Source organism: Corynebacterium parakroppenstedtii (assembly GCF_019754935.1).
Lineage (GTDB): Bacteria > Actinomycetota > Actinomycetes > Mycobacteriales > Mycobacteriaceae > Corynebacterium > Corynebacterium parakroppenstedtii.
The window spans coordinates 311,155-331,590 of the sequence record NZ_JAGSOA010000001.1 but is presented as its reverse complement, the minus strand read 5'-3'; the positions used below and the strand labels follow the sequence as shown (position 1 = coordinate 331,590).

Here is a 20,436-nt window from a genome sequence, read left to right as displayed (position 1 = left end):
AGATCTGGCGGGTTGATGGATCACTCGATCACGATGCATGGCCACGACACTCACTACTTGGCATCCACAGTGTGGACAGATCGGTCGTGCGCTGCGTGAGGATCCGGAATCGGGATAGCGGCCAACAGCTTTTTCGTATATGGGTGCTGAGGATTGTCGAAAATGTCGTCGGTATTTCCCTGTTCGACGAACTCTCCTTGGTACATCACCGCAACACGATCGCTGATATGTCGAACGACGGACAGATCGTGGGCAACGAACAGATAGGAAAGTCCTAACCGACGCTTGAGGTCGTCGAGAAGATTGATCATCCCGGCTTGAATCGAAACGTCGAGGGCCGATACCGGTTCGTCCGGCACGATGAGCGCAGGATTTGTTGCCAGAGCGCGGGCAAGACCAATGCGCTGCCGCTGACCACCAGAGAATGCACTGGGGAAGCGGTCGATATGTGCCGCGTTGAGGCCAACAAGCTTCATCAACTCGGTCACGCGCTCGTTAACGTCCCCGTCGAAACCAAGACTCTTTAATGGCTCGGTAATGATCTCGCGCACCGTCATGCGCGGGTTGAGAGAGCCCATAGGATCCTGGAAGACGATCTGTATATTCTGACGAGCCTTCAGTCGTGACTTCCGGGTGAAACGGGCCGCGGATTCTCCACACAATTCGATCGCAGTTCCTTCCGGCGGATTCAGATCCATGATCTCTAAGAGTGTGGTTGTTTTTCCGGATCCCGATTCGCCGACGATTGCAAAGCATTCGCCTTGTTTAATGTCGATATCTACGCCACGAACAGCGTGAACCGTACCGACCCGGCGCTTAACGAGTGCACCCTTGAGCAGTGGAAACTCCTTGCGGAGGTTCGTTACAGACAGCACTGTCGACCGTTCGCTCCGTGGCGTTCCGGCGAGAATGTCGTCGGCGAGGACAGGAGGCGGATACATCCTCGTATTGTCGATCATTTGATCAACAACCTCGTGGGAGCGGAAGTACGCTGTGTTGTGGTCGGGCTTATCGTCGAGGGGAATTGCGAGAGGCTCTTTTTCCCGACACTTGTCGATAACGACGGGGCAGCGGGCCGCGAAGGGACATCCCTGTGGGAGATCGATCAGCATAGGCGGGTGCCCAGGAATAGTAGGAAGCGCTCCTCCCGCCTGTTTGTCTACGCGGGGAGTCGATTCCAGCAGCCCAATCGTGTACGGCATCTTTGGGTTGTGAAATATCGACGACACATCGGCGCGTTCCACGGGGCGGCCGGCATACATGACGAGCACGTCGTCGGCCGTTTCTGCGACGACGCCCATATCGTGCGTGATCATTATCGTCGCCGCGCCTGTCTCCCTCTGTGCCACCTTGATCAGGTCCAGAATCTGCGCCTGGACGGTGACATCCAAAGCAGTGGTGGGCTCGTCGGCAATAAGTATGCGCGGATTATTCGCGATCGCAATGGCGATGACGACGCGCTGCCGCATGCCACCGGAAAACTCATGCGGGAAGGCTTTCACACGCTTGTGTGGCTCTGGAATGCCGACCATATCGAGTAGCTCAATAGCGCGCTTCCATGCGTCGGACTTTGACATGGAGGAATGGCATTGAATGGCCTCAACGATTTGTTCACCAACGTTGAACACCGGCGTCAGGGACGACAGCGGATCCTGGAAGATCATGCCGATGTCTTTCCCGCGGATGGCGCTCATGTCCTTATCGTTCATGCCGATGAGCTCGCGGCCATCAAGTTTGATTGAGCCCGAAATCGCCGCCGAATCGGGCAAAAGCCCCATGACCGCCAGAGAAGTGACGGATTTACCTGATCCGGATTCGCCGACAATCCCGAGAGTGCGTCCCGGGTAGAGGTCGAAATCAACCCCGCGAGCGGCGTGAACAGTTCCCGCCTCGGAGGGGAAACGAATGGTGAGCTCACGGACGGAGAGAATAGGCTTTTCAGCTTTTTCGGTCGACCGCGTCTGAGTAGATGACAACGCTTCAGATGTCATGAGACATGTCCTCCAGCAGCAGAATAGGGATCCAGAGCATCGCGCAGGCCGTCAGCGATAAACGCCATGGAAATTGTCAGGAGTGTAAGGATCAGGGCCGGGAAGTAGAACTGCCACGGTGATGCGTCGACGGCTCCGGTACCGACTGTTAAGAGAGTGCCCAGGGACACGTCGGGGAGCTTGACTCCTAGCCCGAGGAATGACAGGCCTGTTTCTGTCATCACCGTCGCGGGAACTCCGAGTGCAAATTGGATAATTAAGAGCGAACCAATATTGGGAATAAGGTGCCTAATCACGATGCGGGGAGTGTTGACACCCATATATTGGGCTGCTTTGACATAGTCATTCTGTTTGACCGATAACGCCATTGACCAAATAACGCGTGCAGGATAAATCCATCCGAAAATGATCAGAACTAAGATCAATAGCTTCCAGTCTCCACCCGAACCAGACACTAGTAAAGCAATGATCAAGAAGGAGGGGATGGCCAACATAAAGTGAATGAAGGTCAGAATGATCTTTTCCGCGATGCCACCCAAGAGTGCCGCGACACATCCGATGAGCGCGGAGAGAATCGACACACCGAGGGAGACTGTCACAGCGATGATGAGCGACCGTCCTAACCCGTGGATTGTCTGGGCGAAGAGATCATTTCCCGAGTCTGAGGTCCCAAACCAGTGTTCAGCGCTCGGGGCAGAGGCGAGGTGGAGAAAATCCGGTTCCTCATAACTCCACTTCGAAATATAGGGTCCAAAAATCGAAGCGAAAACCAGAATAAGAAAACCAACGACGCCGATAAGGGCCAGTTTGTTTCGCGCGAAACGACGCGCGTATAAGGCAGTTTTATGCTGAGCCATTTAACTCACCCTTACCCGGGGATCTAAAATCACGACAGTTATATCTGCGAGAATTGCTGCCACCGCGGTTGTGAAAGCACCGAAGGCGGCAACGGCTACCGTTCCGTATATGTCATTGTGCGATAACGCCGTAATGAAATAATCGCCCATTCCCTGCCAGGCGAAAATCTTCTCGGTCATGATGGCGCCGGTGAAAATCCCTGGAATAGAGAACGCCACCGAGGTAGCCACCGGAATAATCGACGTACGCAAGGCGTGCTTCCGGATAGCTTTACGCCGAGGCAAACCTTTTGCCCGGGCTGTCCGGACATAGTCGGCGTTGAGGTTATCGAGAAGCAGTGAACGCTGCATCATGTGATAGCCCGCGTAATTCACCAACAGGAGTGAGAACGTCGGTAAAGCAACGTGCTGAAGAAAGTCGAGGAGCGTCGGAAAGAATCCGTGGACGCCATATTTCGATGCTCCAGTGACATAAAAAATGCGGGAACCAGTGATTCGATTGACCCATAAACCAAACGCCACCGTAATGATCGATGCGACAACGATGTGGAGGTTCATGGTGACAATCGAAATTCCTTGCCAAATACGGTCGCCCATTTTGTATTGATTACTCGCGGTATAGACGCCGATAGCGACACCGATGATGACGGATAACACTGTTGCTAACAGAAGAAGCTCTGCCGAGACCCAGATACGAAATGAAATCTGCTGGTTAACAGACTCGCCGAGGGGAGACTCTCCCCAATCCCAGTGGAACAAGATGTTCGATAACCATGTCCACCAACGCTCGAAAAGCGGGGTGTTATCAGAGAGATTCAGCGGCTGAAGTGTGCGTTGAATTTGATCCTCTGGCAGCGGAGGTCGTCTGCCAACATAGTTTGACTTGGGATCAAGGAATGCAGTCGCAAGGAAAAATGTGATGTTAGTGGCAATGAAGATGATGGCGAGCCATCCGCCTAGCTTCTTCACCAAATATTTCGTCATAGTCAGGGGCCTCATCGTCACGAAGACAAGCTTTACGCATTGAAATGTAAAACTGATTGATGACGAGGCGTTGCTAAATGTCGAAACAAAGAGGTTACAAAATGTTTCGGTTGTATTACGTCCCGGTCTCTATCAAGCTGAGCTGGAAGAATGTGAATACGATTCGTGACGTCGATTGGGCTCATTCAAGCAGTGGGGTTACCGTCCGGGGGTAGTTCGGTATCGTGCCAGAAGGGGTAGACTATCGCCGTTGCGGTGGCCGCGGCCACCCACATGACAGATATATCCACTAATGATGGGAGAAATAATGAATTCACCACTCAAAGTCGGTGTCATCGGTGCTTCGGGGAATGTAGGACAGACACTCGTTGCGGCATTGAAGGGGGAGTCAGACCTTGAGCTCGTTGCTGCGGTTGACCGCGATGATTCTTTGGACACGTTGGTTGATTCAGGTGCGGAAATCGCCATCGATTTCACGTCCCCCTCGGCTGTGATGGATAACGTTAAATTCCTCATCGACCATGGAATTCACGCAGTCGTCGGTACGACGGGGTGGACTGATGATCGTTATGGCCAGGTCCGCGAATGGCTCAAGGATTCGCCCACCACTGGTGTCTTAGTTGCTCCGAACTTTGCTATCTCCGCGGTATTGACGGAGAAATTAGCGGAAATAGCTGCTCCGTATTTCGATTCTGCCGAAGTGGTAGAGATGCACCACCCAGGCAAGAAGGATGCGCCGTCGGGTACTGCCATTCACACGGCACAAACAATTGCTCAGTCGAGGGACAAGGCTGGGTGTGGCGATCAGCCGGACGCTACCGAGCAAGCACTCGACGGAGCTCGTGGAGCTTCGGTAGACGGGATTCCTGTCCACGCCATCAGGATGAAAGGTGCCGTTGCGCACGAAGCAGTTATTTTCGGCTCCCAGGGGCAGAGCTTGACGATCCGTCAAGATTCTTACGATCGCACCTCATTTGTTCCCGGTGTTTTCCTGGGAGTGCGTAAGGTGCCTGAACACCCAGGCTTAACCATCGGTTTGGATTCTTTTTTGGGGCTGTAAATGGCAACACCTAAGCCATGTGAAGTGTCTCTTATTGCCCACACGTCTTTTACTCTCCCCACGGGGATGGACTTGGGCTTTATTAAAGACTCTTCCGATGCGGATTCATTAGTCGAGTTTGCTGGCCGTGCCTGCTACGAAACATGGGATCGCCCGAACCCCCACACGGCGTCGAATGGAGCCTATATTCGGCACATTATGGAGGTAGGGCATACTGCTCTCCTTGAACATCCGACGGCGACGTTTTATATCCGGGGGCTTTCTCGGGGATGTGCCCATGAATTTATGCGGCACCGTCACTTGTCGTTTTCTCAACTCTCGCAGCGCTTCACGCCGGACGATGACATTGATGTCGTTGTTCCTGCAGAAATTGCGAAAGATAAACAGTTAACAGATTTGTTCCTCGAAGCGTGTGATGTGGCCAGAGATACCTTTTCGGAGCTACTGAGTAGCCTCGAGAAGAAAACTCCGGGTGGGGCGTCGGGACGTGTGAATGCCCTGTTGCGTCAGAAGCAAGCGCGGCAAGCAGCACGGGCGATTTTGCCGTCGGCAACCGAAACTCGGTTGGTGGCCACGGGGAATTTTCGGACTTGGCGTCATTTTATTGGGATGAGAGCGACGGAAAATGCGGATCAAGAGATCCGGCACTTAGCTATTGCGATCTTGAAAGAGCTTCAGTCCGTGGCGCCTCATGCTTTCGGTGATTTTTCTGTGACCGAGCTCAGCGACGGAACTGAGGTCGCAACAAGCCCGTTTGTTAGTGAAAGCTAGTTGTTTGTGCCCGTGCCCCGCGGGTACCCTTGACCGATATGAGCACTGGTATTGCAACACGGGCCGGCGCCGAAACTTTCGGAACTATTGCCGTAGCAATGGTGACGCCCTTCGATAGCGACGGTCACGTCGATATATCCGCAGGGGTGTCGTTGGCTAAGCACCTCATTGATCAAGGGTGTGATTCCCTGGTTCTCGCTGGGACTACAGGTGAGTCCCCGACGACGACCGTCGAAGAGAAGTTGCGGTTGCTCAAGGCTGTTAAACAAGAGGTGGGAGATTCCGCCCGTATTATCGCGGGGTCGGGAACAAACAATACGGCGACGAGTATCGAGTTATCCCGTGCTTCGGCAGAGGCTGGCGCGGATGGACTCCTCGTTGTGACTCCGTACTATTCGAAGCCAAGTCAAGAGGGCATTTATCAGCACTTTACGGCTGTTACCGACGCTGTGAACGTGCCTGTCATGATTTATGACATCCCATCGCGTAGTGTTATTCCGGTTGCGAAGGAGACGCTGGCTCGCTTGTCCGAGCACCCGCGTATTGCAGCTGTTAAGGATGCGAAAGGGAATCTCGCAGAGGCCTTGGAGCTTATTCAGTCCACTGAATTGGCCTGGTATTCCGGAGACGATCCCATCAACCTTCCGTGGTTGTCGGTTGGTGCAACGGGTCTTATCTCTGTCGTCGGACACATTGCTGCTCCCGTGCTGAGAAGAATGTACGACGCATATGATTCCGGAGATCTCCCTGAAGCTCAGCGTTTATCAGCATCGTTGTCCCCGCTCTATCATGCCCAAGCACGACTCGGCGGGGTAAGTTTTGCCAAAGCAGCTCTGCACTTGCAGGGCATTAATGTAGGAGAACCTCGTTTGCCTCAAATTTCCCCCAGTCCATCACAGCTCGACGAGCTTGCTGATGATATGCGAAAGGCTGGTGTTCTGTAGTGCCAGATAACCGCACTCGCGGTCGGCGATCGACGCGTAAGGCCGGGTCGCCTGATGTTGACGCAGCTCAGCGTCCAGAGTTCACAGAGCCGAAAGCCACTACACGTAGTCAGTCCTCACCATCCTCCGATGACAATCAAGGCCACGCCGACGGCAACAAAGGCAATGGACGTGATGGAAACCGCAATGGTTCATCGGGCCGATCGAACCGTGGTGGCAATAACAAGCACGGTGGCGGCAATGGTAATAAAGGCCGCAACAACCGTGGCAGTAACAGCAAAAACGACAACGGTCGTTCAGAGCGCGGCGGTTCCCGGAACTCGAATAAGAACGGAAAAAACAATCGCCCCAATAAACGAGGCCGTGACCGCAACAGGGGACACAATAAGAACCGCTCTGTCGTGAAATCCATGCAGGGAGCTGACCTCACTCAGCGCCTGCCTGAGCCTCCTAAAGCGCCAAAAGATGGTCTGCGCATTGTCGCTTTGGGTGGTATTTCCGAAATCGGCCGTAACATGACCGTTTTCGAATACCACAATCGCCTTCTCATTATTGACTGTGGCGTTCTTTTCCCAAGTTCCGACGAACCCGGCGTCGATCTGATTCTTCCTGATTTTTCCTACTTGGAAGACAAGATGGATCGTGTCGAGGCGCTGGTCGTTACCCACGGCCACGAGGACCACATTGGTGCGATCCCGTGGTTGCTGAAACTGCGGTCTGATATTCCTATCGTGGCCTCGCGCTTTACATGTGCTTTGATTGCGGCGAAATGTCGTGAGCACCATCAGCACCCGAAGCTGATCGAAGTTAATGAGACCTCTCACGAGAAGTATGGTCCGTTTGACCTGCGCTTCTGGAATGTGAACCACTCCATCCCGGATTGCCTTGGCATCGCGCTGAAGACAGGGGCTGGGCTTCTGATTCACACAGGCGATATCAAGCTCGACCAGACTCCGACGGGTGGCCGCCCCACCGATTTGCCGGCATTGTCCCGGTTCGGTGATGAGGGTGTTGACATCATGCTGGCGGATTCGACGAACTCCGCGACGCCTGGTTTCTCCGGGTCGGAGGCGGATGTGGCCCCGACATTGAAACGTCTCGTTGCCGAAGCGAAACAACGTGTCATCATCGCCTCCTTCGCCTCGAACGTGTACCGAGTCCAAGCCGCAGTGGATGCAGCCGTTGCCGCGGGTAGGAAAGTTGCGTTCAATGGCCGGTCGATGATCCGCAATATGCAAATTGCGGAAGAGATGGGCTATTTGGAGGTTCCACGAAACACCATTGTTTCTATGGACGACGCCGCGAAGATGGCTCCGCATAAGGTTCTGCTCGTGACGACGGGTACGCAGGGCGAGCCTATGGCTGCACTGTCCCGTATGGCACGGCGTGAGCATCGGCAGATCACTGTCCGTGATGGTGACCTTATTGTTCTGTCGTCGTCGCTGGTGCCGGGCAATGAAGAGGCCGTTTTCGGTGTGATCAACATGCTCTCGCAGATCGGCGCCCGTGTGGTGACCAGTAAAGATGCTAAGGTACACACCTCGGGTCACGGTTTCGCTGGTGAGCTCTTGTTCTTGTACAACGCAGCCCGCCCCAAGAACTTCATGCCTGTGCATGGTGAGTGGCGTCATTTGAGGGCCAATAAACAACTGGCCATATCGACGGGGGTTCGTGAGGATCACACCGTGCTGGCACAAAATGGCGTGGTTGTTGATCTCGTGGATAAACACGCCGACGTTGTTGGACAGATCCCCGTCGGAAACCTCTACGTCGATGGTGTCACCATGGGCGACGTGAACGCTGAGGTTCTGGAAGACCGCGCTCAGATGGGCGAGGGCGGCGTCATCTCCGTCACCGTCGTGATCGATAACCGGACGGGCATGGCGTTGGAGAAGCCTCGCGTTGTGGCATCTGGCTTCTCGGACGAGTCGCGCGAGATGATGCATGAGGTTGAGGATCTCGTCGATAACACCCTGCTTGATTTGTCAGGCGAGGGCGAAAATGATCCTTACCGAATGGCTCAGCAGATCAAGCGTCGGATCACCAAGTTCGTGGGCGAGAAGTGGCGCAGGAAGCCATTTGTTGTTCCGACGGTTGTTCCCATGACATCCGACGAACCGTTGGTGTCCGATGTGACAGGTACACGCGAATCGCTGTGATGTAGGTATTGCCTCATAGCCTGGTGAGAGTCCTGGTCCCATGAATTTGGGGTCAGGACTTTTTCATTATGAGGTGCGTGCGGGGTGAAAACACAGCGGCCATCTAAACGCCCTGCGTAGGTTAATAATGTGAATGATGTGATCTGAGAGTCTAAAGTGGCATGCATGACTGCCCCTCGGAAAACCAGTACACGTAACCGGAAGACTCACCCTGCGAGTTCTACGCGTGCACGGTCCCGGAGGGGTGCGCCAGCATCGAGACCACGAGGGGGATCCCGACCTGCTAACCGCGGCGAGGAGCTAATTCCTACCCAGGAATTTGAGCGCACAGGCAGCGCGTTTTCAGCCGTGGGCTCTGGCCTGGCCGGTTTTTTCAGTAGTACAGCGCGGGGGTTGGGAAGTTTGACCCGCAAAGTCGCTTCCGTTCGAGGACCGCAAGGCAGTATCCGAGGATCGAATGATGACGATCTCTTCGACGATAGTGCCGACGGTAACAATGCTTCGGGCGATAGCACCCCTGATAGTCATCACCAGAGCCTTGACCGGAAACCACGACGGGGCAGGGGCCGATTCCGCCGGGTATCTCAGGCGTCGGAGCCATCAGACCGGCATACTGCCGATAGTGAAGAGATTGTTGACGATTATTCTGAAGGAGAAAACGTGTCGCCGGGGGGACATAGGCGTGGTGGCAGCACCCGACGGAGCGTATCCTCCGCACAGCGCGGCCTCATGGATGAGGGTGTGGACCAGGATCGTGACGCCTACGCCGACGATGCCGGAGTAGTGATTGGCGGCGGGTACGACACCCCCGCCTTGATCGTCGCCGCCCTCGGCCTCATCACTGCTGGATCACTGTGGTTCGGGATTGGCGGTCCAGTGGGTGGTGCCCTGTCCACTGGTCTCATGATGGTCGTCGGTGCAGCTGCGTACCTGGTTCCCGTTGCCCTGTTTTTCGTTGCCTGGGCACTGATGGTGGGTGTAACCGTCCGTCAAGTGAATCATTATCGGTCCGGGGGAGCACTGGCACTGCTGTTGATTGCAATGCTGGGCCTCGCCCACCTTTTCGCGGGCCAACCGTCGACATGGGCAGGTCGGAGCCACGCCGGTGGTGTGATAGGTCTGTTCTCCGGAACGCCCCTGGCAACCGGGTTTTCGGTGTGGCTTGCTGTGCCGATTTTGCTCCTTATTATCGTCTGGTCGGCGATCACACTTGCTGGAACGACCATCAAAGATACGGCTCATGCTGTGTCCGACTGGATGGGCTTCCGGTGGGGCAGGGGAGCGTACGACGACGCTTCGTACGACTCCTATGGCCCCGACGAGTATGACGAATCCGGTTATGACATTGATGCCGAGTATGAGGGTGCCGACTATGACGATGGCGCTGGAGCCGACCGTCGGTATGCCCGCTCGGATCGCGACCTGACTCCCTACGATTCGGGGCGCAGGCATTACCCGGCACGCAACGTGCCTTCTGATCCTCGGGTACACAGAGATGGGCAACCGCTCATCGTCGGGGAGGGGGCGCAGTTTGACGATGACGAGCTGCCCTCGGGTGCTCAGCAGTACGGTTCGTATGGCAATACGCCGATGGATAACTATCCCTTGGACGAAGATGCTGCGCCGACGCGTGTGTTCTCATCGGGGTCGCGGGGTAGTGATCGTGGTCGCTCGTCCCGCAATACTTCGGGGAGAAGGCCTGCGCCGACGCTGGACGATCAACCCACCGACGTTGACATCGCCGGTTTCCATGGTGGTATGCCGACGTTCGTAGACGCTGAACAGCAACGAGATGCTGCGGTGCAACGAGACAACGTCAATAACACGCGGGTCGACGCCTCTCTCACCGAGGATGACGATGTTCCCTCCGCAGCGAATGAGGGTTCGTCTCAATCGTCGGCAGTAAAAGTTAATGCTGCGGGTGAAGGCGCACCTGAGCTGGTGGACGATGGCGACGGTGAACACGGCGAGAGCAGTACGGACGCGGTCAGTGCCAGTCGTGAGGCCATGCGTCGGGCAATTGTTGCGCGCTCGGGGATTGATGCGGCACGTAAAGCGCCCGGGAAAAAGCAATCGCAGCGTGCCCCGGCGGCGTCGAAGTCGGCCTCGGGGAGCCAAGACCGCAGTACTGCCGCATCGTCATCGGAAGCGGGGCATCACTATGAGCTGCCAAGTGCCGATTTGCTCATTCCGGGTAAAGCGGCGAAGACCCGAACTGAAGCCAATGACCGGATGATCGCTGCGATCTCGGAGACCTTCTCGGAGTTTAAGGTCAATGCGAAGGTCACCGGTTACTCGCGTGGTCCGACAGTGACGCGGTATGAGGTTGAGCTAGGGCCGGGCGTTAAGGTATCCAAGATTACGAATCTGCAGTCCAACTTGGCTTATGCAGCAGCGACGGACAACGTGCGTCTACTCACCCCGATCCCCGGCAAGTCTGCGGTGGGGATTGAGGTGCCGAACGCCGATCGTGAAATGGTTCGGCTCTCTGACGTTTTGCACGCCCCGGAGGTCATGCAGAACACTGATCCGATGCTGATTGGCTTGGGCAAAGACATCGAAGGCGATTTCATTGCCCACTCGATCGCGAAGATGCCTCACTTGCTGGTGGCTGGTGCTACCGGTTCAGGTAAGTCTGCATTCGTGAACTCCATGTTGGTCTCCTTGCTGACACGCGCGACGCCGGAAGATGTCCGTCTGATCCTGGTGGATCCCAAGATGGTCGAGCTCACGCCGTATGAGGGGGTGCCGCACCTCATTACTCCGATTATCACCCAGCCCAAGAAAGCTGCGAGCGCGCTGCAGTGGTTGGTTGATGAAATGGAGCAGCGCTATATGGATATGAAGTCCGCCGGTGTCCGGCACATCAAGGACTTCAACCGCAAGGTGGAGACGGGCGAATATACGGCCCCTCTCGGCTCTGAACGCGAAGTCAAGCCTTACCCCTTTATCGTCTGTGTGGTCGATGAGCTTGCTGATCTGATGATGACGGCTCCGAAAGAGATTGAGGACTCGATTGTCCGTATCACCCAGAAAGCTCGTGCTGCGGGTATCCACCTAGTATTGGCGACGCAGCGCCCGTCGGTTGACGTTGTCACCGGCTTGATTAAGACGAACGTCCCCTCACGCTTGGCCTTCGCGACCTCGTCCCTGACGGACTCGCGAGTCATCCTTGACCAAGGTGGGGCTGAGAAGCTCATCGGCATGGGCGATGGCCTCTTTATCCCCCAAGGCGCGGGCAAGCCGATGCGTATCCAGGGTGCGTTTGTCACTGACACTGAAGTGCAGGCCGTCGTCGATGCGGCGAAGGCTCAGCGTGAGCCGGAATACGATCCCAAGGTGGTCGAGCAGGCTGAATCCTCGAAGAAGAAAATTGACGAGGACATTGGCGACGATCTCGAGGACCTGCTGCAAGCCGTCGAGATCGTTGTGACCAGCCAGTATGGCTCGACATCGATGCTGCAGCGCAAGCTTCGCGTGGGATTTGCCCGGGCTGGTCGCTTGATGGATTTGATGGAGTCGCGCGGAATTGTTGGCCCGTCAGAGGGGTCTAAAGCGCGTGAGGTGTTGGTGAAACCGGAGGAGCTGGACACCATTTTGTGGATGATTAAGGGTGCTGATCCTGCTGAGGCACCTAAGGAAGATCCGAGTGACAACGGGGAAGCCGACGCTGCAGCTGGTGGAGCGTCGGCCTCAACGACAAAGGTAGTTAGCGCCAACCCGTCGAGCGGCATCGTCTGATTGGGTACCCCCTTCTTCTGGCGCTGCGGTGCTGTCTTGGCTGGTCACGCACCATGATCGTGGTTTTTACACATGGGTCATGTACCCTCTAATAGCTGGAGGGGAGTATCCCCGTCGCGTTGGTGTCGTCAACACGGTGCCTGTGTTCGTGTGGAGTATGTGAGTAGGCGAACGAGCACAGCGGCACCCGGTATCAACGGCTAGGCCGATCATGATCAGCCGAGGGCACACGGCTTTCTGTGTAAGACAGAAGGCGGTGCGTCCGCGTGGTTGTCAATTATCGATGTTGTGGTGAGCCTAGTGGGAAAGACCTCCGGTCTTTGGTAATGACGACCGGAGGTATTTAATGCATGTAGATGGGTTAACGTGGGCGATCACAATCGTCGTCCTCGTTGGAATTTTGTTGGTCGATTTCGTCGGGCACGTCCGGCGGGACCACACACCCAGCATGAAAGAAGCTGGCTTGTGGTTGGGCATGTACGTTGGTCTGGCCACGATATTTGGGATCTTCTTGTGGGTGTCCTGGCCGGCCCCGGGGGATCCGCACAAGCACGGGCTTGAGTTTTTCTCTGGATACTTCACCGAGCTGAGCTTGAGCATCGATAATCTCTTCATCTTCGCCCTAATTATCAGCTCGTTTAAAGTTCCGCGAGAGTTGCAACAAAAAGTCCTGGCCTATGGCATCGCGCTGGCGATCGTCTTTCGCGGTATTTTCATCGCTTTGGGTGCTGCGGCGATTAATGCGTGGTCGGATATCTTCTATTTATTCGGTATCTTCATGCTGTACACGGCCATCAAATTGGTGGTCGACGAAGTCCGCGACGCGCCAGAAACCGATGTTGATGACATGTTTGTGGTTCGGACGCTCCGCCGCTTTGTCCCGGTGTCGTCCGAGTTCGTTGGCCACAAAATGGTGGCAAAAGTGGACGGCAAGCGCATGGTTACGCCGATGCTGCTGGCGCTGGTGACCCTCGGTGCTATCGACCTTCTCTTTGCCCTGGACTCCATTCCCGCGATTTATGGCTTGACCCAGGAACCCTACATCGTGTTCACGACCAACGTCTTTGCCCTCATGGGGCTTCGTCAGATGTACTTCTTGCTCGACGGCCTCTTGGAGCGTCTGGTCTATCTTCCGTACGGACTGGGGGTCATCCTCGGCTTCATTGGCGTGAAACTCCTGTTCCACGCCTTGGAGGAGAACAATCTGCCGTTCATTAATGGCGGTGAGGATGTCCACGTCCCAGAAATCTCGACAGTTTTGTCATTGGGTGTCATCGTCGTTACGCTGACCGTGACCGTGGTAGCGAGCGTTATTAAGGATCGCCGGGATCGTGAGGCCGGAGGTATCTCCGTCCGTAATCGCATGTGAGGTCCGTCGAACGATACGGGTGGCTGCTAACCAATTTTGGTGATAAAACGGTTTCATCGTTGTAGTAAGCGGTAAGGTTTAAGTGTGAACGCGTCAGACGACAAGGCTCATGGGCCGACGGTTTCGGAAGCTGCGAGTGACAACCACGAGGTGAGTGACTACACGCAGCCAGCTCCACGTCACACGCAAGAAAGCGCAAAACTGCTGAACATTGCCAACGTTCTCACGGTCATCCGCATCGTCTTTATCCCCGTTTTCGTGTGGCTCCTTCTCCGGAACGGGGGAGAATCTGCTGCATCGCGTTGGCTGGCCTTGCTTATGTTTATCGCGCTCATGGTCACCGACTTTGTCGACGGACGACTAGCTAGATCACGTAACCTCATCACCGACTTTGGCAAGATTGCGGATCCCATTGCCGACAAGGCCCTCATGATCTCTGCACTGGTGGGGCTAAATATCATTGGCCACCTGTGGTGGTGGGTGACCTGCCTGATCGTGATCCGCGAGATTGGTATCACCCTGTGGCGAATGGCGATGCTTCACCGCGGGCTAGTGGTTCCTGCATCTAAGGGCGGGAAGCTGAAGACGGCGCTACAGTCGCTAGCCGTCAGCTTGTTCCTCATGCCTCTGCCGGGATGGACCGACTGGCTCACCGGTATCGTCATGGCCGCTGCGGTCATCGTCACCGTGGTGACCGGTATTCAATATTTGCTCGATTCGCGGCAATCACGAGCAGCATCATCTGCGACGACGTCGGCGTAGTCGCGCGATAGTCATACTCATCCGCTAGTGGATGGAAAGAAGTGGTCCAGGTGCCAAAATCTGCACCTCAAAGTGCTATTGAGCTCGCTCGCCCTACCGATGATGAGCTGTCTGAGGCCGCCCGACGCGTCGTCCACGGCTTTTCGTCCGCGGGCGTGACTATTGCGTGTGCAGAATCGTTAACAGCCGGTTTGTTGAGTGCGACGGTAGCGACCGTGCCCGGCGCGTCGGCCGTCTTACGTGGTGGCATCGTCGTGTATGCGACAGAGCTTAAAGCGAGCCTTGGTGGAGTACCCCGTGACGTCCTCGACGCCGACGGGGCAGTGGCACCAACCACCGCGCGGTACTTAGCTGCTCATATCCGCGAGGCATGCGGGGCCACGCTCGGGGTCGCCCTGACTGGCGTTGCCGGGCCGGAGCCTCAAGAGGGCAAGCCGGTGGGACAAGTATTCATTGGCACCGCTGATGGCACAAAAGCCACGGCACAGCTTGCTGGTAATGTGCTTTTTCGCCACAATTATGCAGATAAACGAGCTACGTCGGATATCCTTATCGGTGGAGATCGTGAGACGATTCGACGCTTGTCTGTATCTGCGGCGTTATCTTCGTGCAGCGATTGGTTAGCGGAATTCGATGTCGTTGGGAAATAGCGTCGACGGAAAACAGCGTCGATAGAAAATAGCAATGATGGGAACAAAAGTGGGCAAAGATTCGTTACACACAGTGATGAGAACTCAGACCACCGTTCTAGATAATCCTGCTCTTTTTCCGCACCATCAATCACAGGGCAATAGCCCCGTACTCCGCCATGACAGTGAGAACCCTCTCGACGGCGCTATCGGTTCGTCGGCCGGGACACCTGAACCTCTCCTGCGTGAGACGCTGGGTGAGGCGCTCCGAGCTTTCCGTGTTCGTGCGTCGATGACGCTCAGGGAGCTATCGGATGTTGCGTCGGTGAGCCCCGGTTACCTGTCAGAGATTGAACGTGGCCGTAAAGAAGTGTCGTCTGAACTCTTAGCCTCTGTCTGCCATGCTCTTGGAGTCCGCGTTTCAGATGTTCTTCTGGAGTGCATTAGCATTATGGCCCTGGAGGCGGAAGCAGTTGATTTCAGGCACGAGCTCGACGCCACCGTGTAGTAGTCATCCACGTGCTCTGTGCCATCCTTGTTGTTCATCCACGTTGTTATTGTCAGCATCGGTTGCTGAGCAGCTCTGTGTAGAAAGGTCCCGGTTTTCACGATGGCGAACCCGTTTTCAAAAGGGTGGAAGTACTTGATGGCTCTCTTCGACAACAAGATCGAAGAGAAGGCTGATCCGAAAGTACAAATTGAGCAGTCCATTCAGGCTGCGAAGGAACAACACCAGGAACTCTCGAAACAGGCCGCAGCTGTCATTGGCAACCAGCGTCAACTGGAAATGAAACTTAACCGACAGCTGGCAGAGGTGGAAAAGCTGCAGGGCAATACCCGCCAGGCTCTGTCATTAGCGGATAAAGCCCGGAGTGAAGGTAATTCATCGAAGGCTGTCGAATACGAAAATGCAGCGGAGGCTTTTGCCGCGCAATTGGTGACGACAGAGCAGTCGGTAGAAGATCTCAAGCAGCTCCATGATCAGGCTCTACAGCAAGCTCAGCAGGCGAAAGCCGCGGTTGAACGCAATGCGATGGCCTTGAAGCAAAAGACTGAGGAGCGCACGAAGCTCTTGAGCCAGCTAGAGCAGGCCAAGATGCAGGAGAAAGTTGCCGATTCTATCTCCTCGATGAACAAGCTGACCGCCAACGACGATTCGCCGAACCTGGACCAGGTGCGGGACAAGATCGAGAAGCGTTACTCAAATGCTTTGGGACGGGCGGAACTGGCGGAGAATTCAGTTGAAAACCGCATGGTAGAGGTGCAGCAGGCCAGCGTGCAGATGGCAGGGCACTCTCGCTTGGAAGAAATTCGTGCGTCGATGAATAACGGTGGGCGCTCTGGGGCTAACGCTGACCGCAGCATTGCCGGTTCCTCCCAGCGGTCACTGGAGCAGTCGCCCCAAAACGGTAGCGATATTGATAATTCCGTTCATGGGGAATTTACTCGCTCTTCCCAGGGCGGCGACGATGTCTCGCAGGATGCAGTGGCTGAGAAGCTGCGGCAGTTACGCGAAGGGAACTAGTCTACATAGCTACGTTGATAGGCGCGGTAGTGAGGGGGTCGCTACCGCGCTTTTTCAGTGCCTACTCCTGAGAGTCATACTCGGGCGCCGTCGGATCCCAGTCGTCAAATCCGCGACTTCCTAAGGCTTCTCCCATTGCTTCGGCACGTCGAATCGAATGGATAACCACCGGCAAAGCGAAGGCACGTAGCCCCCGTGAGGATCGAGCACGGCGAGCTTCAATGACCACGCGGATATTTTCCATCTGGAGGGGGATCAGGCGGATAGTGATGGCAATGGCCACGCTGATTGCGTTCACAGGGACGTGAAAACGGGCAAGGGGGCGGAGAGCTCGGTCAAGCGACTCGATCATGTCGCCGATTCGCGTTGTCAGAGTCAAAATTAATGCCAGAGCTACGCTGACCAACAATGATGTGGCCAGTGACAGAGCCGACCACCATCCCGCGCTCCAAGCCTGAAATACGGTGATAAACGCAAGAACAGGGATCACGGGCAGTAACTGTGATGTCGCAACGCTGAACGGGATGCGAGCGAGGACAAACACGCCCACAGTCACGAGGACTTCAATCCCGAGAATCGCTAGGCCGAGTGTGGTGACGTGGCTCCCGACCGTCCGTGACAGGACCGTGATGATTACCACCATGACCATAATGAATACGATCTTCGTGGTGGGTTTGAGCCGGTGGACGACGGTATTTTTATCCACATAATGGCCGAGAGGCATAGTCAACCACTGTCGGGGAGTACGAGAATTACTTTTGTTCTTCATTTTTGTCAGGCTTGGTCCCTAGCGAGCATTGCTTCCTCGTATGTTCGACACACTTCATTCGCGGGCCCATCCGCCCGGATGCGGCCACCATCAATCCAGAGTGCACGGTCGTAATCGGACACAAAATCTAAGTCGTGGGTAGCAACAATTAATTGTTGGGGGAGGCTATCGAACAAGCGTCCAAGTTTGAGCCTGTTGGATAGATCAAGAAGCGTTGTTGGTTCGTCGGCAATAATTGTCAGTGGTTGCCCGATGAGCACCGCGGCCAGTGCCAGCATTTGCTTTTCGCCACCGGATAACCGATACGGCGATGCCTGTGCACGTTTATCCAACCCAAACCGGCTGAGCATCGCCATGACACGATCGTTCTTTTCACGACGAAAAAGGCGATGGCCATCTACACGTATATTTCGTAAAGAAAACTCGATATCTTCATACACCGTCGGCATCAATATTTGATTTTCAGCGTCGGAGAAAACAAATCCCACCTTTTTTCTGACATCGCGGCCGTCGGTTTGAGGATTGAGCCCGTTAACGGTGACTGTTCCGTTATCTGGCGTTCCCAACCCGTTAATCATGCGCACGAAGGTGGATTTTCCGGATCCGTTTGCTCCGATAATGGCTATTCGTCGTTCTGAAAGTTCAACGGAGATGTCATTGAGAATTGTGCGTTCATCAAAAGCCACTGTGACATTGTCGAACTGAATAACGGGTGGGGTGACGGATGCATTCATTAGCGAGGTTCGGGTAGTAAACGAGGGAAAGCAGCCGCGACTCCCGAAGCAATGAGTCCGACAACAATCATTTTCACCAGGTCGGGGCCAATAAAGGCGAGTTGGCTTGTCAATGCTGCCTTCAGGCTAAAGCCTTTGATGACAACCATCCATATAGCGCCAAAAAAGTACTGGACGAAAATTCCGAGCACGCTGACAATGACAAAGAGAATCGTCTGGAGTGGTCGGCGACGCGGAGTTATTTCTGCGATCGCGCCACATACCCATGCCGAAATAAGGTAGCCAATAACATATCCGCCGCTAACGCCAGCAAAAGCCGACAGTGCAGATCGTCCACCTGCAAGTACCGGTAGACCGATAAGGCCGAGAATAAGCACAAGCCCAATGACAGCTGTTCCGCGGCGTCGTCCGAGAATCATTCCGGCCATAATCGCGATTGCGTTCTGCATGACAATAGGAACGCCGGCCACTCCTATCGGGATAGAGACGAAGGCCATGGCTATGAAGAGTGCGGCAAAGACTGCTACATATGCGACGTCACGGCTCCCCCATGAAGATCGGCGTGATGATTGCTGGTGGGGAGCAGAGGTGGAGGTAGAACCAGCGTTATGTGCTTTATCACCCATAGCTGACATCGTAATAAAAAGTATGGCTAACACTAGTATTGCTCGGCGAATGAACGTTGATAATGGCTCACGGCTGAGAGCTAGGCGATGGGCGGCGGCGTTTTGAATCGAACATACGTTTGCGTATGATGAAGAGCGGTGTTGCCGTGTCCGACGCCAGAATATTCTCTATCTTGGAACCAGAACCGGAGTAACATCGTCTATTCCGTGTGATGAGGACAGTCATGCTGGTTTGAGAACGTATTGTGCTGTGACCGGGCGAGTGGCTGTCATCAGGTAGATGTTGTGTTGTTAGGTCAGGTTGCTAGATACCAGCAGTAGTGCTCTGACTTCGATGAAGGATTGGTGGACAATGGCAGGTAAAACTGCAACGAAAAAGAAAACAAATCAGACTAGTGGCGACGGACGCCTGAAAGCCCTCGACACGGCTTTAGCGAAGATCGAAAAGGATTTTGGTAAAGGCGCAGTCATGCGTTTGGGGGATGATAAGCGTCCTCCGATTAGCTCGATCTCATCAGGCAACATTGCGATTAACGTTGCGTTAGGGATTGGTGGATTCCCCCGCGGCCGAGTTGTAGAAATTTACGGCCCAGAATCGTCAGGTAAGACCACGGTAGCTCTTCACGCGATTGCTGAAGCTCAAAAAGACGGTGGCATTGCTGCTTTTATCGACGCTGAGCACGCTCTGGATCCTGAATATGCCCGTAAGCTCGGGGTCGATACCGATGCGCTGCTTGTTGCGCAGCCAGACACAGGTGAGCAGGCTTTGGAGATTGCCGACATGCTCATCCGGTCGGGTGCTTTAGCCATCATCGTCATCGACTCGGTGGCTGCACTAACCCCGAAGGCGGAAATTGATGGTGAGATGGGCGATAGCCATGTGGGGCTTCAGGCTCGTTTGATGAGCCAGGCTCTTCGAAAGATGACAGGCGCGCTGTCTCAGTCGGGCACAACCGCCATTTTCATCAACCAGCTGCGTGAAAAGATCGGTGTGATGTTTGGGTCGCCCGAAACCACCACGGGTGGTAAGGCTCTGAAATTCTATGCTTCCGTTCGCTGTGATATTCGCCGTATTCAGGCACTGAAAGATGGCCAAGACGTCATTGGTAACCGGACGCGACTAAAAGTTGTCAAGAACAAGGTGTCGCCGCCGTTCAAGGTTTCCGAGTTCGACATCCTTTATGGCGAAGGTATTTCGCGGGAGGGTTCGATCATCGACCTGGGCGTGGACTACGGCATTATCAAGAAATCAGGCTCCTGGTATACCTATGAAGGCGAACAGCTCGGCCAGGGTAAAGAAAAGGTCCGCGATTATCTCAAGAATAATAGTGACCTGGCTGGGACTATTGAAGATAAAATCATGAGGGCCGCGAAGGTCGGGCCGTACGCGAATGTCACTGATGATGATGCGGCGGAGTCAGAAAGCACCAGCTCTGATGACGATCCGATCGATGTCGTCCCGAATGTGGACTTCGATGACGACGACGAATAGATGCGAAAGGGCTAAATTAGGCG

Annotated in this window: 17 protein-coding genes; 11 read left to right on the top strand and 6 right to left on the bottom strand. The window is 54.9% G+C overall.

Annotation, left to right across the window (positions count from 1 at the left end; translation table 11 throughout):
* Nucleotides 1–53: 53 nt before the first annotated feature.
* The 3 genes from KCQ76_RS01425 to KCQ76_RS01415 are packed head-to-tail and all read right to left on the bottom strand — an operon-like array spanning nucleotide 54 to nucleotide 3,832.
* Nucleotides 54–1,991 (bottom strand): ABC transporter ATP-binding protein, encoded by a 1,938-nt coding sequence (locus KCQ76_RS01425; protein WP_221914774.1) that lies wholly within the window; start codon nucleotides 1,989–1,991, stop codon nucleotides 54–56.
* Nucleotides 1,988–2,848, bottom strand: coding sequence for an ABC transporter permease (locus KCQ76_RS01420; protein WP_046202203.1), 861 nt, complete (start codon nucleotides 2,846–2,848; stop codon nucleotides 1,988–1,990). Before KCQ76_RS01420 ends, KCQ76_RS01425 begins: the two co-directional genes overlap by 4 nt.
* Complete coding sequence (locus KCQ76_RS01415; RefSeq protein ID WP_046202204.1) at nucleotides 2,849–3,832, bottom strand: ABC transporter permease; 984 nt, start codon at nucleotides 3,830–3,832, stop codon at nucleotides 2,849–2,851.
* A gap of 307 nt (nucleotides 3,833–4,139) precedes the next feature.
* Between KCQ76_RS01415 and dapB the strand changes: the two genes are divergently transcribed.
* From dapB to KCQ76_RS01365, 10 genes are all read left to right on the top strand, one after another.
* The gene (dapB, locus tag KCQ76_RS01410) at nucleotides 4,140–4,892 is read left to right on the top strand and encodes a 4-hydroxy-tetrahydrodipicolinate reductase (protein ID WP_046202205.1); all 753 of its coding nucleotides are present in this window, start codon (nucleotides 4,140–4,142) and stop codon (nucleotides 4,890–4,892) included.
* Nucleotides 4,893–5,663, top strand: coding sequence for an FAD-dependent thymidylate synthase (gene thyX, locus KCQ76_RS01405; protein ID WP_060941867.1), 771 nt, complete (start codon nucleotides 4,893–4,895; stop codon nucleotides 5,661–5,663).
* 38 nt (nucleotides 5,664–5,701) lie between these two features.
* Nucleotides 5,702–6,607, top strand: a complete 906-nt coding sequence (dapA, locus tag KCQ76_RS01400) for a 4-hydroxy-tetrahydrodipicolinate synthase (protein ID WP_046202206.1) — start codon at nucleotides 5,702–5,704, stop codon at nucleotides 6,605–6,607.
* Complete coding sequence (locus KCQ76_RS01395; protein ID WP_046202207.1) at nucleotides 6,607–8,766, top strand: ribonuclease J; 2,160 nt, start codon at nucleotides 6,607–6,609, stop codon at nucleotides 8,764–8,766. Before dapA ends, KCQ76_RS01395 begins: the two co-directional genes overlap by 1 nt.
* A 660-nt stretch (nucleotides 8,767–9,426) precedes the next feature.
* Nucleotides 9,427–12,507: an FtsK/SpoIIIE family DNA translocase gene (locus tag KCQ76_RS01390; protein WP_082090312.1), complete on the top strand. Its 3,081-nt coding sequence runs from the start codon at nucleotides 9,427–9,429 to the stop codon at nucleotides 12,505–12,507.
* 346 nt (nucleotides 12,508–12,853) lie between these two features.
* A complete protein-coding gene (locus KCQ76_RS01385; protein ID WP_046202209.1) occupies nucleotides 12,854–13,876 on the top strand; it encodes a TerC/Alx family metal homeostasis membrane protein in 1,023 nt (340 codons plus the stop codon).
* Nucleotides 13,877–13,960: 84 nt separating this feature from the next.
* Entirely contained in the window at nucleotides 13,961–14,638 is a 678-nt protein-coding gene (gene pgsA / locus KCQ76_RS01380; RefSeq protein ID WP_180962470.1) for a CDP-diacylglycerol--glycerol-3-phosphate 3-phosphatidyltransferase, read from the top strand.
* Between the two features lie 107 nt (nucleotides 14,639–14,745).
* On the top strand, nucleotides 14,746–15,288 hold the full coding sequence (locus KCQ76_RS01375; protein WP_046205179.1) for a CinA family protein: 543 nt from the start codon (nucleotides 14,746–14,748) through the stop codon (nucleotides 15,286–15,288).
* Nucleotides 15,289–15,361: 73 nt separating this feature from the next.
* Nucleotides 15,362–15,775 carry a helix-turn-helix domain-containing protein gene (locus KCQ76_RS01370; protein ID WP_373369106.1) on the top strand — a complete coding sequence of 138 codons (414 nt, stop codon included), beginning with the start codon at nucleotides 15,362–15,364 and terminating at the stop codon, nucleotides 15,773–15,775.
* Nucleotides 15,776–15,877: 102 nt separating this feature from the next.
* On the top strand, nucleotides 15,878–16,792 hold the full coding sequence (locus KCQ76_RS01365) for a PspA/IM30 family protein (protein WP_046202210.1): 915 nt from the start codon (nucleotides 15,878–15,880) through the stop codon (nucleotides 16,790–16,792).
* A gap of 61 nt (nucleotides 16,793–16,853) precedes the next feature.
* On the opposite strand, the gene KCQ76_RS01360 is transcribed toward KCQ76_RS01365, so the two are convergent.
* From KCQ76_RS01360 to KCQ76_RS01350, 3 genes are read right to left on the bottom strand one after another with little or no spacing between them, the layout of a single operon-like run.
* Entirely contained in the window at nucleotides 16,854–17,561 is a 708-nt protein-coding gene (locus tag KCQ76_RS01360; protein ID WP_046202211.1) for an energy-coupling factor transporter transmembrane component T family protein, read from the bottom strand.
* Between the two features lie 5 nt (nucleotides 17,562–17,566).
* A complete protein-coding gene (locus KCQ76_RS01355) occupies nucleotides 17,567–18,295 on the bottom strand; it encodes an energy-coupling factor ABC transporter ATP-binding protein (protein WP_046205175.1) in 729 nt (242 codons plus the stop codon).
* Nucleotides 18,295–18,792, bottom strand: coding sequence for a biotin transporter BioY (locus KCQ76_RS01350; RefSeq protein WP_373369107.1), 498 nt, complete (start codon nucleotides 18,790–18,792; stop codon nucleotides 18,295–18,297). Before KCQ76_RS01350 ends, KCQ76_RS01355 begins: the two co-directional genes overlap by 1 nt.
* Nucleotides 18,793–19,273: 481 nt before the next feature.
* Between KCQ76_RS01350 and recA the strand changes: the two genes are divergently transcribed.
* Nucleotides 19,274–20,413, top strand: coding sequence for a recombinase RecA (gene recA / locus KCQ76_RS01345; RefSeq protein WP_046202214.1), 1,140 nt, complete (start codon nucleotides 19,274–19,276; stop codon nucleotides 20,411–20,413).
* Nucleotides 20,414–20,436: the final 23 nt, after the last annotated feature.